Here is a 13,741-nt window from a genome sequence, read left to right as displayed (position 1 = left end):
AATATTAGTGTCTTAGATTAAGGAGAAATTTAATTGTTTTTAATCTCAGTTGTTTTTGGGCTGTAGTTGTTTTTATATAATTCCATAGCTTTTAGGAATTTGATTCCGCCATCTTCAGTTAGATCGTTTATGAATCCATTTAGTTTAGGGTTATTTTTGTCAATCCAGCTCAAAATTCCATTTTTATTTTTTTCCCAAGTCGGATAATCAAAATTCAGGTAATCTGTTTCTATGCTGATTATTTTATCTTTTTGAAACTTAATAATTTGATGTATTACAAATGGTTTTTCGTGAAGAAAAAAGATTCTTTTATCCATCTTTGAAATTTTTGCTTTGACGATTCCATCTTTTTGTTCAATTTGAAGTATTTCATAATTAGGTTCAAAAACAGCATCCCATTTTAAAATCTCCAAATATTCTTTTTTAGAATATGTGTTTTTATGCTCTCCTTCTATCGTTCTTATGCTATTCGCAAACCATTCCGATATTTTAGAATAATCGGAATTGTCAAGATTCTTATAGTATTGCTTAGTAATTTCAGCTCTGTTTATTACCTTTTCAGAGTTTTTACAGGAGATAATTCCGATAGTCAATAGTAGTAATAGAACTATAGTTTTATTCATTCGTTTTTGTTTGGTCTAGTGTTCGTTAAGGAACATGGTTTACACAAGTTAAAGATTATACTTCACAAATAGACAACAACTTTTGGATTAAACAATAATCACCCAATTTGCTATATATAGTGTTGTATGGCTTTTATTTTGTTACGATTGTTATTTCGCTTGGTTTATAACAAACTACACTTTTGTTATCATTTTTTTCGATTACCGCTTCGCTCCATAAACGATATTGAAATTTATCGTCAAATTTAAAATTATTTGCAGGCAAAGAATTTATTAATTCTCCACTTTTCTTATTCAAGAAGCCTATAACATATTGCCCACCTTCTTGCTTTAATGTTCCAAGTAAAGTATTATCGTCAAAATCTATTAGTTCGTGAATATGATAATCTTTGGACCATGTTTTTTTACCTTTAGAAAGGTTTATTGATGTTAATTTATGAGCCCCTAAGATTTCAATAGCAAACAGAGTTTCAGAAGTAATTAATTGTTTTGGTTCTGAACCCACTTTTTTCTTTATCCTCCATACTATTTCACCAGTATCAATGTCAAAACTTGTGATATATGAAGCGTATGAATTGGATAATATTTGATTTTGATAGAATTCAGGGGTATTTGCTATAGCCCAACCTCCGGGATATTTATACTCAGTTAAAATCTCTAAACTATTTTTATCTATTTCAAGTATTTTGGAGTTGGATGTAGAAATAAATAACTTGTTACTTTTCGTTACTACAGGACTATCTATCCATTTTATACGGTATTTTTTTTGTTTTTGTCTTGTTCCAGAACTGACATCAATGACTTCAATTGCATTTTTATTTGTCAAGTAAATTTTATCATCTATTGAACTTAAGTGACTATCCCAAATCTTCGCTTTATATTTCCAAACTTGCTTACCATTTAACTTATCGATTGCAATTAATCCACTAGTAGTACTAAATAAAATTTTGCTTTCTATAATTATTGGTTTGCATAATACGGTATCTTCAGATAAATTAATAGACCAAATTATATCTTCAGTCTTAGAGTTCATTTTACGGATTTGATAAGATTTAACGGAGTTAATATCAGAATCTTTATTAGTAAATCTTAACCCTAAATAAATAAATTCATCCTCGATAATTGGATAACAAGGATAGCAGAATTCATCAGATAAGGTTATTTGTTTAATATTCATATTTTATTTGAGTAGTAATGACATACAACGCTTGAGCTAAGCGTAGTGCGGAGGCAAAAAAACCATTTCGTTTCCGCCTTAGCACGTAGCAAAAGCTTTTTGCTTTGATTTATTTTTTTGTTGCCAGAGCAAAATCGGAAAGATTTTGCGGACATAGTAAATATAAGCAATACATTAAATTAAACAGCATGCCCCGTATTACTTCATAGATATTGCCTGTGCACAGTATGGGCGTCATTTAGTTCTTTTTTTAAAAGCAGTTAATTTATTTAGAGGGTGCGAGTCCCTTATGGGCTTGGGTAAAGCCTTGAACAATTAGTAAGCTTCAAGGTTGCTAGCTGAGAAACTAGGACTGAAGAAAGCAGGACTACAAATCTCGGTACTGACGAATAGGAATTTTATAAGAGGCATAATTAACTGGGTAAGCATTTACATCATTGTAATGCCTTAAAGATTATTAAAAAGATAGTTATGTAGATACGGCAGGGATCGAGAGAAAGAAGATGTTCTTACCTGGGGAGATCTCTATAACCACGAGTTGGTATAGTAGAGAAGTCAGCAGACGTCATAGTACTCACGAGAAACGAGTTGCAGCATATCTGCATAGGTCTCACAAGTGAGGAAGGACTGAAAGTAATCCTTTCTGAAATGCCAGATGGAGCATTAATTTTCGTTATTGGGTGACCGATTCCCTAGAAAATTTGTAGCCATTTGATAAAGTAAGAAATAGTTTTGATTGGTGTAAAGAGCAATTGGAAAGATGAGTTACTAACCGCCGTATACGAGATCCGTATGTACGGTGGTGTGAGAGGCGCACCGTGGGCTTATTGCTCACGGCCGTCTACTCGATTGTGTATAGTTTTATTATTCTCCAGTATACCAGTTATACAAGAAAAATTTATCACCACAATCAAATAAAATTTTCTTATCACACCATTCATTGCTCATACGATAAGAATTTATAATTTCTGTGTTTTCAGTATACTGGTTTAATGATTGTATTTTTAATACTACTTTTTTTATTTCCTCCGATACTGAATTAAGTTTTTTACAAAAGTTTATATCATCAGGATATTGTCCTTTTTCATTGTAAATAGTAATATCATCAAATTCTATTGAATCCATATGTATCCAACTTAAAATTGAAATCCAAAAATCTACTGAATCTTTATATCTAATTTTATCACCATAGTATATTGCTTCTTCAGTAAGATTGGGACCAGAATAAAAAACCTTTTCAGGTCTAATTATGTCTTGAATTCTAGGTATTGATTTTATTCTGTTTATGATATCTTCAGAGTTCATAATTAGTCTAGATGTTATATTGGTATTTATAAAATATAATAATTAATTCTTGAGAACTTTTATTTGATGAATCATTTAGTTAAAAGTAATTTTCAAAATAGGTTTCCAAAATTAAGTTCATTTAAATTTTCTTTACTAATTTATCTTTAAAGGGATTCAATTATTTTAACTAATTGGTTACAGTCATTTTTTAATTATACAGCGTGTGTGTGCCCAGCATGGGCATCTTTTGATTTACTGAAAGGTAAATAATTAATCTAGAGGGTGCAAGTCCCTTACGGGCAGGTGTAACGCCTTGAACCATTAGTAAGCTGCAAGGTTGCTAGTTGTGAGACTAGAACTGAAGGAAGCAGGACTACAAAACTCGGTACTGACGAACAGAAACCGATTGCGGTACTGTATATGGCACCATTGGAAGAAACCAGAACGGAAGCGGAAAAACCTAATCCGTTTAGGTGTAAACCAAAACACCGCCTATGCTTGGAGTCGCACAAGAATGGGAGGATGGGCAGTAGCGCAAAGCCCTATTTTAGGGACTACAATTACCATTAAAAAGGTTAAAAATGAGAGGGTATGTTAGTTTAATAGAATACTACAAACGAGATGTATAATTATTGAACCTCCGTATACGAGACCCGTATGTACGGTGGTGTGAGAGGCGCACTCCGTTCCTAATTAGGGGCGGAGTCGTCTACTCGATTGGCAGTAGGCTTTATTTTTTGTCAGTTATCTTTTTAACTCCATCAATTTCGAATAGAGAATTCATTTCACAGATTGCTTTACTAGTATTGTATTTATCAAATTTTAGGTTTTTAGAATTTACTTTTGCATCACTTAATTTATGTTTGAGTTTTAAGTAAATATCATTATCCTGTTTTGTGAAATATTTTCTTGTTTTCTGGTAATCAGTTAAGTGTTTTTTTAGTTGCTTTTCCGCTGAATTACAATCTGTAAAGAGTTTATTGGTTTTTTCAAAATGTAATAAAAACCAAAATTCGATACAAGGGTTATTAACAATTACGATAACATTGTCAAGCTTTTCAGCTTTTTCTTTTACTTTAATAAATAATTGTTCGCTTGTTTCAACTCCTTTTTTGGCTTCACGTGTTTCTTTTGCAATCACATCATAATCTACAATCCAAAAAACTCTAGTGTAGTCTTCAGCTAAATCCTTAACCATTTTAAATTGTTCAGGAATACTTTTTTTACTTGGAAGTTTTGGCTCTATGTTTATGTTTAGCTCTCTTTCGTTACGCTTGAACATTTGTAAGTACCAAACCTCGGTATCTCCATCAACAACAAATGCAAATGTCTTGGAACCTTTTATTTTAATTTTAGATCTTTGTCTCATAAGCGTTATTCAAGATCAATGTGGTAATCACCTAAATTAGGTTTTCCTTTTAATTTTCCGCTCTTGTATGCATTTAGTACGTTTGTAGTGTCCCTTACCACAGAAGTATCAAAATCAGCTAACGAGTATAGTTCTGTTGAACAGTCTTCTGATTTATTTGTGAACCAAATAGCATCATTTCTAAAAACATCTTTGTTATCTAATATTTCTCTATTATGCGTAGTAGCTAATATTTGAGAATTTTCAGAGTTAACAAGAAATGATAATAAAAATTGAATATACAAATCTGGATGAAGAGAAGCTTCAAGTTCATCTATTGGAATAATGTGATTGTTTTTAATTAACAATGCGAGTAGACCAGCAAAACCATAATATCTTCTAGTTCCTTGAGATTCTAGGTCTATTGGTAGATTATACTTGTTACCATTTACCGTATGTTCAAAATCGATATTTACTGAAGTTATTTTACCTTCTTCTTTAAGCTTTGTTACTCTTTCATTAGAGGCTTTAAGTTGTTTCTCTATAAACTCAATAAAACCATCAGGCAATTCTTTGTCTTCTTCTTGAATGTGTATGTCTGAAATATGAAAATCTGCTTTTTTTAAGATATTTATTACATCTTTTTTTAGAATTTCATTGTTATCAATTTTTGACGTTATATAACCTTCTAGTTCAGTCCTTGTGTATACTAGTGGCTTTAAATATGTTTTGAACCAATCTATAGTTTCATTTAATTCAATAGAATCGATGTTTGTTTTTAGAAACCCACCTAAAACGCTATTATTCCATAGAGTGTTGGATTCAAGAGTTTTGATAAATATTTTGTCTTTTTTTATTTTGCTACCAAATTTTATCTCTGTAAACTGATGTTTTAAATCAGTTTCTCTTTTAAAAACATTAGCTTTTTTTGGGTTGTAGTTGTCAAGTTTTTCACTAATGATTGCTTTTTCTGTAAATTCTATTTCATAGTCATATCTTATTCCATTTTGTAAAAAATCGATAGATAATATTGAAGTCTGATTAGGTGTCTCTTTATCGAAAAGAAAAGGTTTGAATTCCAATGAATCAGTTTTCTTTTCTTCGGGTTCTAGAATTAAGTCTCTTAAAAATTCCAAGCCTTTAAGTATTGTAGTTTTTCCTGATGCATTAGCACCATAGATAAGGGCTAGTTTAAGTAATCTAAAACCACTTACATTCATTATGTAATAATCATTAAGGTGTTCAGATTTGTCTGCTTCAAAAGTCAACGTCTGTTTTTCTTTGACAGAACCAAAATTTTGTAAACTGAAATTAATTATCATTTTTTTTATCTCTATTTTGTAAGTTGTTTACAAATTAATAGTAAAAAAATGATTTATTTTAGTTTTTTGTATTTAAATTTTGTTAATGAGTTACATTGATCAGCTTACTGCCAACAATTGGATATACGCAATTGTGTATATCTGTACTATATGTCTAAGGTAGTAAAACTTTTATTTCCTGAATTGATCTATTTGCTGTGAGAGTGTATCTTTTAGGTGTTTTCATATATAAACATGCTGCTACACGCTGTTTAGGAAATAAATACTATCATTTTTTAGTTGAGTTCAAACGTTTACAAACGTTTGTAAACGAAAGTAACTATTTCCAAACCGAATCAAATCCTACGAGCTTTCTAAGTTTGCAGTGTCAGAACAATAGGGTTCCGATAGTCTTAACTGTTAACCATTCCTGAGCTTGTATCAGGAGCTAAAAATTAAAATTATGAACGCACTTAGAAATTCAGTACAGTTGATTGGTAATTTAGGAAATGATCCAGAAATCGTAAATTTAGAGAGCGGCACCAAGCTCGCTAAGTTTACCATTGCTACCAGCGATTCTTATAAGAACGCTCAAGGCGAAAAAGTAGAAGATACCCAGTGGCACAACATTGTAGCGTGGGGGAAAACAGCAGAAATTGCAGAAAACTTTTTGGTCAAAGGAAAACAAGTAGCGGTAGAAGGTAAATTAATGCACCGGTCTTACGAAACCAAAGAAGGGGAGAAGCGCTACTTCACAGAGATTAGATGTAATGAACTATTAATGCTGGGGAAGTAATTGCCCAATAGTGTAAAAGTAAAAAGCCTTGCGTAATGCAAGGCTTTTTTTATTATTTAGGTCCGTCGCTAGTACGATTTCTATTGCGGTTCCTATTTTTATTTCTGTTGTTAGAATTACTTGGTTTCTGACCACTGTTTCTAGAACGGCTCTGCTGTCCTTGTCTCTTTGGTCTATCATCGGTATCTGCTTCAACAGGTCTGCTACCATCATCTTTAAAAGGATGATCTGTGATGGTAGGAATAGTTTGTTTAATAAGCTTTTGGATGTCTTTTAAATACGCTCTTTCTTCTCTATCACAGAAAGATAAAGCTACCCCACTAGCATTTGCTCTACCCGTTCTACCAATACGGTGTACATAAGTTTCAGGTACATTTGGTAAATCATAATTTACCACTAATGATAAATCATCAATATCAATACCACGGGCAGCAATATCGGTAGCCACTAGAACCGTTAATTTACCGTCTTTAAAATCTTTTAAGGCATTTTGTCTTGCCGTTTGTGATTTATTACCGTGTATAGCCGCAGCATGGATGTCTGCCTTGTCTAGTAGTTTAACAATTTTATTTGCACCATGTTTTGTTCTAGAAAAAACTAAAACTGCTTTGGCATCTTTTTCTTCAATTAAATGAATTAAAAGTTTAGCCTTATCGCCTTTAGGAACAAAATAAATAGCTTGTTCTACTTTTTCAGCAGTAGCTTGTTCTGGTTTAATAGTTACCTGCTCAAATTCTCCCAATATTTTTTGAGACAATTCTACAATGGTTTTAGGCATGGTAGCCGAAAAGAAAAGCGACTGACGTTTTGCGGGTAATTTGGCGATGATTTTTTTTACATCGTGTATAAATCCCATATCAAGCATTTGATCTGCTTCATCTAAAACTACGTGTTCCAAATCTCGTAAGGAAATAAACCCTTGGTTCATTAAATCTAACAAACGACCTGGAGTCGCAATTAATACTTCTACACCTTTCCGTAAGGCATCTGTTTGCTTTCCTTGCTTTACACCACCAAAAATTACGGTGTTTTTAATACCTGTAAAACGGGCATATGCTGTAAAACTTTCACCAATTTGGATGGCTAATTCTCGTGTTGGAGTAACAACTAAGGCTTTTATCTTTCGTTTACCTACGCCGCTATTGTTCGTGTATAAGTGATGTAAAATGGGAATACCGAAGGCTGCTGTTTTTCCAGTTCCTGTTTGTGCAACGCCTAAAAGGTCTTTACCTTTTAGTAATATTGGAATTGATTTTTCTTGTATTGGAGTAGGATTTTCGTAACCTTCTGAAGCTAAAGCTTTCAAAATAGGTTCTGCAATCCCTAATTCTTTAAATGTCATGTATTTTTATAATAAGCCACAAAGGTAGGGGAATAGTTCGGATTTATAAGTTTTTAAGAGTTTGATCTATAGTATTCGTCTACCGTGAGCTGTAGGAAGCACGTAGTATATGGTGCAAAGCGGAATATAGACGTGTGCCGATACGTATTTTGCAGGCAGTGAAAAGGAGTAGGAGTAGGGGTGCTTAGAAGCAACACAGTGCGGTACTCGTATCATCGTGAATTAAGCATACATGAGCTTGTACCCGTACCGCACTGGAATACTATTAGTATAAAGATGCAGCCGTAATTGCTGCTATGCTTTAATTGTGGCTAATAATAAAATAATCAGCTTGTAATAATGGCGTTCTATTGTCAAATTCAAAATCTATAAATTGAGCGTCGTCTTCTTCAAGTTTTGTTTTTACAGTACTTCTTCCAATTTCTCTATCGGTAGCATCAAAAGCTTTTAGCTTAAGCTTTTTATCAAAAGCTTTGTCCGCGATAAGATATACGGTAACCTTTTTTATATGGGTAGTATCATTATAAAACTTTTCTGTTCTTCCAATTTCAAATGTTTTCAAAAATGTTGTGTCCGATAGTACTTTGGCTTGGTTGATACTTTTATCATACCCAGAAGTTAAACCTTTAAAAGCTTCTCCAAGACCTTCACTTGCAGATTCTAAAGCTTCCTTACCATCAGTCTTCAGGGCATCTCCTGCGCCTTTTAGTAATTTAGATTTTATAGAAACAAGGGCATTACCTTCCTCTTCTGCTTTTATTTTTTTCTCTTCAGTACTCAAGCAAGAGGCTAGTAGTAAGGTCAGGGATGCTGTAATAGCAGTAAGTTTTAGGTTTCTCATTTTAGTTTGGTTTTTTGTTTGTAATCGGTTTTTATATGCTTGTCAACAAGGGTATTAACGTAATAATAGGATAACTATTTTATTAAATTAGGTATAAATTCCATAGTATTAGGGGTAACACCGCATAGTTGTGAGGCTATAGGTGCTAAACTAATCGTGCGTTTTGGCAGATTCTGCTACTAAGCGGTTAATTTCAGAGAGCTCAGCTTCTGTAAGGTCGCGGTATTTACCAACTTCCAGATCTAACTCTACATTCATAATCCGCACACGTTGCAAACGCTTAACGCGATAGTCTAAATGATCACACATTCTTCTAATCTGTCGGTTTAGTCCTTGTGTCAAAATAATACTAAAGGTGTATTTATCTATGCGCTCTACTTTACAAGGTCTGGTAACCGTGTCTAGTATAGGTACTCCGCTACTCATTTGGCGTAAGAAATCAGAATTTATAGGTTTGTTGACGGATACAATATATTCTTTCTCGTGATTGTTACGGGCACGGAGAATCTTATTGACAATATCGCCATCATCCGTTAAAAAAATTAATCCTTCCGAAGGTTTATCCAAACGTCCTATTGGGAAAATACGTTTTGGGTAGTTTATAAAATCGATAATATTATCTTTTTCTACACCGGTATCTGTAGTACACACAATCCCTACAGGTTTATTAAAAGCAAGGTAGGTGTGTTTACCTTTAGGCTTTCCTATCAGTTCTCCATCTACTCTAATTTCATCAGCAATAGTTATTTTGGTTCCCATTTCAGGAACTTTACCATTGATGGTGACTCTGCCTTGATCAATAAGCTTATCGGCTGCTCGTCTAGAGCAATAGCCAACTTCGCTTAAGTATTTATTTATTCGGGTGGGAGTAGTCTCTGCCATTATTTTTTTGTCTGATGTAAAATTACGAGAATAAATTTAAAGTCCGGCAATAGCGGCTTCTGCGCAACGCTCGCCGTCCATTGCGGCAGAAACAATTCCGCCAGCATACCCACCACCTTCACCACAAGGAAAAAGACCTTGGATTTCAGGGTGTTCTAAATTTTCTTTTCTTGGGATGTTTACCGGAGATGATGTTCTAGACTCTACCCCAACAATATTAGCTTCTGCGGTATAGTATCCTTTCATTTTTTCACCAAAAGCAGCAAAACCAGCACGTAACCTACTACCAATTAGTTTTGGTAAGAGGGAATGCATAGGAACCGATTTTAATCCTGGTTGGTAGGAAGTAGCATTTAAATCTGCCGATAGTTTTCCTTCCACAAAATCCGTCATACGTTGTGCAGGAGCCGTTTGTGTTCTACCTCCAGCGGTAAAAGCCAAACGCTCCAAATCTTTCTGAAATTCTAGGCCTTTTAAAACGCCATGTTTTTCATACTTGCGTAAATCTTCATCGGCATTAATTTCTACCACAATACCCGAGTTGGCATAGAGGTTGTTTCGTTTTGAAGGAGACATGCCATTCACTACAACTTCTCCTGGTGCGGTAGCTGCCGGAACAATAAATCCGCCAGGACACATACAGAAAGAATATACGCCTCTATTTTTTACTTGCTCTACCAAACTATAGGATGCCGCAGGTAATAATTCATTTCTGCTACCGGAGCAATGGTACTGAATGCTATCTATAATATGCTGCGGATGCTCTACCCGAACCCCCATAGCAAATGATTTTGCTTCTAGTGCAATTTCTTTTTTATGTAATAGGTAATAAATATCTCTAGCGGAATGGCCTGTAGCAAGAATGACACGGTTTACCGCCATTTCTATTCCGTTTTGAAGCTGAATGGCTTTTATTTTGTTATTCTGAAGGGTAAAATCTACCACACGGGTATCAAAATGAATTTCGCCACCGTGGCTAAGAATAGCTTCTCGAATATTTTGTACAATCTTAGGAAGCTTATTGGTGCCTATATGTGGATGTGCATCTATTAAAATCTGCTCCGTAGCACCATGGTGTACCAAACTTTCAAAAATTCTACGAACATCGCCTCGTTTAATACTACGGGTGTACAGCTTTCCGTCAGAATACGTGCCTGCACCACCTTCTCCAAAGCAGTAGTTAGAATCTTCGCCAACAATATGCTCTTGGTTAATGGCTTTTAAATCACGACGCCTGTCTTTTACATTTTTTCCACGTTCTAGAACAATTGGTTTAAACCCTAATTCTAAACAACGTAGGGCTGCCCACATTCCTGCAGGACCAAAACCTATGATATGTACTTCTTTAGCTTTAGAGACATCTTTATAATCAAAAACGTATTCTGGAATTTCAGAAGGCTTTTCATTGATATATACTTGAAGCTTGTAATTAATATAAATTCTAGGCTTACGGGCATCAATAGATTTACGTAACACTTTTACGACGATATCTTTTTCGTCTGCACCAACATGTTTTGCTGCTTTTTTAGTAAGGATACCTTCTATAGTTTCTTCTTTTAAAGAAACGCGAAGCTGAAATGTTCTAACCATGCCACAAAATTAGTTCAATTTCTATTAAAAAGAGCACAAATATGAGCTAGGCTGTTATTGTATTGATTTTTATAGGCCTATTTTATAATTTAAAACGAATTTTTTTAAGGGCATTATATAAGTCGGTTTAGATAATTAGGAAACAAAAAAGTCGCTTCTTAATTCCATAAGAAGCGACTAAAAACTAAACTATACTCGATCTAAACTAATAGGAAACAGCTACGTTTTCTCTGCATTCTTGTGCAGCCGCTACCATTTCTATTAATGCTTTTTTGGTTTCCTCCCAGTGTCTTGTTTTTAAGCCACAATCCGGATTAATCCATAAGTGCTCTGGAGCAATATATTCTTTTGCTTTTGCAATCAATGCTACCATTTCTGAGCGGTCTGGAACCCTTGGTGAGTGAATGTCATAAACTCCAGGTCCAATATCATTAGGGTATTTAAACTCTCTGAAGACATCTAAAAGCTCCATCTGTGATCTAGAACATTCAATCGTAATTACATCTGCATCCATCGCTGCAATATGCGCTATGATATCATTAAATTCAGAATAACACATGTGGGTGTGTATCTGTGTGTCATTTTTTACACCACTAGCCGCAATTCTAAATGCTTTTACAGCCCAATCTAAGTATGCCTTCCAATCGGCCTTACGTAATGGTAAGCCTTCACGTATGGCAGGTTCATCTATCTGAATAATAGAGAGTCCTGCTTTTTCCAAGTCTACTACTTCATCACGGATAGCTAAGGCTATTTGCGTACAAGTTTCTGCTCTTGGTTGGTCATTGCGAACAAAAGACCATTGTAATATGGTAACCGGTCCTGTAAGCATTCCTTTTACAGGTTTTTTAGTGATAGACTGTGCAAAAGAAGACCAATATACGGTCATTGGATGTTCTCTAGAAACATCGCCATAGATAATTGGTGGTTTTACACATCTACTACCATAACTCTGTACCCATCCAAAACTAGTGAAGGCAAAACCGTCTAACTGTTCTCCAAAATATTCTACCATGTCATTACGTTCAAACTCACCATGAACTAAAACATCTAAGCCTATATTTTCTTGAAATTCTATAGTCTCTCTAGTTTCTTTCTCTATAAAGCTATGGTAGGCTTCTGGAGTGGTATTTCCTTTTTTGAAATTAGCACGTTGGCTACGTACTTCTTTTGTTTGAGGAAAAGAACCAATAGTGGTGGTAGGATATAGAGGTAAATTCAGTGCTTTTTGCTGAATGACTTTACGCTGCGTAAAACCAATTAATCGTTGATCATCTGTTTTCGTTAATCCCTTTACGCGTTCTTTAACGGCTGGGTTATGAATACTTTTTGAAATTTTACGTTCTGCATTGGCGGCACTGTTTTCAGAAACCTTCTGTAGTGTTTCTGTTAAGTTTACTTTCGTAATAAAATTTCTTATAGTATTTACCTCCTCTAATTTCTGTTTAGCAAAGGCAAGCCATTGTTTTACATTGGCACTTAAGTTCACCTCATTGGTTTCTAAGTCTAAATCGCAAGGCGAATGCAGTAAAGAACAAGAAGGCGCAATATAGAGTCTTTCTTCACCTACATGTGCAATTGCTTTTTGGATTAAAGCGAGCGAGTCTTCAAAATTGTTCTTCCAAATATTTCTACCGTCAATGACTCCTAAGGATAAATGTGTGTTCTTACGTAATTTATTTGAAGCTAAAATATCATCTAACTGCAAAGAACATCGTACTAAATCTAAATGCAAGGTGTGTACAGGAAGTTCTAATACCGTATCTAGATTTTCTCCAAAACAGTCAAAGTAATTAGCCAGAACAATTTTTAGGTCAGGAAATTTATCGGCGATGGTTTGGTACGTGTATCGTATAGCTTCACGGTCTTTATTCGTTAAATCTGTAGCAAGAAAAGGCTCATCAAATTGTATATATTCAACATGTAAGGCCATTAATTCTTCTATGATTTTTAGATAGGTAGGAAGCAGATTCGCTAAAAGATCAATACGATCAAAAGTACTTTCTTTTTCTTTACCTAATAATAAGAATGATACCGGGCCAATAAGTACCGGTTTTGTGGTGATCCCTAAAGCCAATGCTTCTTTATATTCTTTTACAATTTTAGAATTTGCATAAGAGAACGTTTGGTGGTCATAAAATTCAGGAACAATGTAATGGTAATTTGTATCAAACCATTTTGTCATTTCCATGGCGGTAAGGTCTATCCCGTCTTTTTGGATACCTCTAGCCATCGCAAAATATAAATCTTGAGGGGTAGCATTGTTTTTTTGTAACTGTTCATAACGCTTAGGAATAGCGTTTACGGTCATACACATATCTAATACTTGATCGTATAAAGAAAAGTCATTGGAAGGGATAATATCAATGCCCTTTTCTTGTTGAAGCAGCCAATTTTCAGTTCGGATGTTTTTTGCAGTTTCTTCTAAGTCGGTCAATGTTGCTTTGCCAGACCAATAGTTTTCTAATGCCTTTTTAAGCGCTCTGTTGCTACCAATTCTTGGGTAACCTAAATTTGTTGTTTTCATTACTACCTGTTTTGTGTATTAGATATT

The 13,741-nt window shown here is 34.3% G+C and carries 11 protein-coding genes and 1 pseudogene; 2 read left to right on the top strand and 10 right to left on the bottom strand.

Annotated features, from left to right (window positions below):
- Positions 1–29 precede the first annotated feature (29 nt).
- The 3 genes from M666_RS18660 to M666_RS20420 all read right to left on the bottom strand — a co-directional run bounded on the left by M666_RS18660 (position 30) and on the right by M666_RS20420 (position 2,925).
- On the bottom strand, positions 30–623 hold the full coding sequence (locus M666_RS18660) for a hypothetical protein (protein ID WP_029445649.1): 594 nt from the start codon (positions 621–623) through the stop codon (positions 30–32).
- Between the two features lie 133 nt (positions 624–756).
- Complete coding sequence (locus M666_RS18655) at positions 757–1,800, bottom strand: BamB-related PQQ repeat family beta-propellar protein (protein ID WP_029445650.1); 1,044 nt, start codon at positions 1,798–1,800, stop codon at positions 757–759.
- A gap of 864 nt (positions 1,801–2,664) precedes the next feature.
- On the bottom strand, positions 2,665–2,925 hold the full coding sequence (locus M666_RS20420) for a hypothetical protein (RefSeq protein WP_151198091.1): 261 nt from the start codon (positions 2,923–2,925) through the stop codon (positions 2,665–2,667).
- 559 nt (positions 2,926–3,484) lie between these two features.
- On the opposite strand from M666_RS20420, the pseudogene M666_RS20310 reads away from it, so the two are divergent.
- Positions 3,485–3,716: pseudogene (locus M666_RS20310) on the top strand (group II intron reverse transcriptase/maturase); the annotation flags it as partial.
- Positions 3,717–3,817: 101 nt separating this feature from the next.
- Here M666_RS20310 and M666_RS18645 read toward each other — a convergent pair.
- Both M666_RS18645 and M666_RS18640 read right to left on the bottom strand, forming a co-directional pair.
- Positions 3,818–4,456 (bottom strand): RloB family protein, encoded by a 639-nt coding sequence (locus M666_RS18645; protein WP_029445653.1) that lies wholly within the window; start codon positions 4,454–4,456, stop codon positions 3,818–3,820.
- Positions 4,457–4,461: 5 nt separating this feature from the next.
- Positions 4,462–5,757: an AAA family ATPase gene (locus M666_RS18640; RefSeq protein WP_029445654.1), complete on the bottom strand. Its 1,296-nt coding sequence runs from the start codon at positions 5,755–5,757 to the stop codon at positions 4,462–4,464.
- Positions 5,758–6,199: 442 nt separating this feature from the next.
- Here M666_RS18640 and M666_RS18635 point away from each other — a divergent pair, with 442 nt between their 5' ends.
- Positions 6,200–6,532: a single-stranded DNA-binding protein gene (locus tag M666_RS18635; RefSeq protein ID WP_029445655.1), complete on the top strand. Its 333-nt coding sequence runs from the start codon at positions 6,200–6,202 to the stop codon at positions 6,530–6,532.
- 52 nt (positions 6,533–6,584) lie between these two features.
- Here the strand turns inward: M666_RS18635 and M666_RS18630 are convergent, their stop codons facing one another.
- From M666_RS18630 to metE, 5 genes are all read right to left on the bottom strand, one after another.
- Positions 6,585–7,874 carry a DEAD/DEAH box helicase gene (locus M666_RS18630; RefSeq protein WP_029445656.1) on the bottom strand — a complete coding sequence of 430 codons (1,290 nt, stop codon included), beginning with the start codon at positions 7,872–7,874 and terminating at the stop codon, positions 6,585–6,587.
- Positions 7,875–8,175: 301 nt separating this feature from the next.
- Complete coding sequence (locus tag M666_RS18625) at positions 8,176–8,715, bottom strand: hypothetical protein (RefSeq protein ID WP_024479735.1); 540 nt, start codon at positions 8,713–8,715, stop codon at positions 8,176–8,178.
- A gap of 150 nt (positions 8,716–8,865) precedes the next feature.
- On the bottom strand, positions 8,866–9,597 hold the full coding sequence (gene rluF, locus M666_RS18620; protein WP_024479736.1) for a 23S rRNA pseudouridine(2604) synthase RluF: 732 nt from the start codon (positions 9,595–9,597) through the stop codon (positions 8,866–8,868).
- A gap of 36 nt (positions 9,598–9,633) precedes the next feature.
- A complete protein-coding gene (locus M666_RS18615) occupies positions 9,634–11,187 on the bottom strand; it encodes an NAD(P)/FAD-dependent oxidoreductase (RefSeq protein ID WP_029445657.1) in 1,554 nt (517 codons plus the stop codon).
- Between the two features lie 205 nt (positions 11,188–11,392).
- On the bottom strand, positions 11,393–13,714 hold the full coding sequence (gene metE, locus M666_RS18610; protein ID WP_029445658.1) for a 5-methyltetrahydropteroyltriglutamate--homocysteine S-methyltransferase: 2,322 nt from the start codon (positions 13,712–13,714) through the stop codon (positions 11,393–11,395).
- Between the last annotated feature and the right edge of the window lie 27 nt (positions 13,715–13,741).

This window comes from Cellulophaga baltica 18, assembly GCF_000468615.2.
Lineage (GTDB): Bacteria > Bacteroidota > Bacteroidia > Flavobacteriales > Flavobacteriaceae > Cellulophaga > Cellulophaga baltica.
Note: the sequence above shows the minus strand (reverse complement) of the source record. Positions and strands in the feature narration are given on the sequence as shown.

Excerpts from the sequence above, each read along its gene's own strand:
- M666_RS18645 (WP_029445653.1), bottom strand. The coding sequence starts at position 4,456 with ATGAGACAAAGATCTAAAATTAAAATAAAAGGTTCCAAGACATTTGCA.
- M666_RS18630 (WP_029445656.1), bottom strand. The coding sequence starts at position 7,874 with ATGACATTTAAAGAATTAGGGATTGCAGAACCTATTTTGAAAGCTTTA.
- M666_RS18640 (WP_029445654.1), bottom strand. The coding sequence starts at position 5,757 with ATGATAATTAATTTCAGTTTACAAAATTTTGGTTCTGTCAAAGAAAAA.
- M666_RS18625 (WP_024479735.1), bottom strand. The coding sequence starts at position 8,715 with ATGAGAAACCTAAAACTTACTGCTATTACAGCATCCCTGACCTTACTA.
- rluF (WP_024479736.1), bottom strand. The coding sequence starts at position 9,597 with ATGGCAGAGACTACTCCCACCCGAATAAATAAATACTTAAGCGAAGTT.
- M666_RS20420 (WP_151198091.1), bottom strand. The coding sequence starts at position 2,925 with ATGGATTCAATAGAATTTGATGATATTACTATTTACAATGAAAAAGGA.
- M666_RS18655 (WP_029445650.1), bottom strand. The coding sequence starts at position 1,800 with ATGAATATTAAACAAATAACCTTATCTGATGAATTCTGCTATCCTTGT.
- M666_RS18635 (WP_029445655.1), top strand. The coding sequence starts at position 6,200 with ATGAACGCACTTAGAAATTCAGTACAGTTGATTGGTAATTTAGGAAAT.
- metE (WP_029445658.1), bottom strand. The coding sequence starts at position 13,714 with ATGAAAACAACAAATTTAGGTTACCCAAGAATTGGTAGCAACAGAGCG.
- M666_RS18615 (WP_029445657.1), bottom strand. The coding sequence starts at position 11,187 with ATGGTTAGAACATTTCAGCTTCGCGTTTCTTTAAAAGAAGAAACTATA.
- M666_RS18660 (WP_029445649.1), bottom strand. The coding sequence starts at position 623 with ATGAATAAAACTATAGTTCTATTACTACTATTGACTATCGGAATTATC.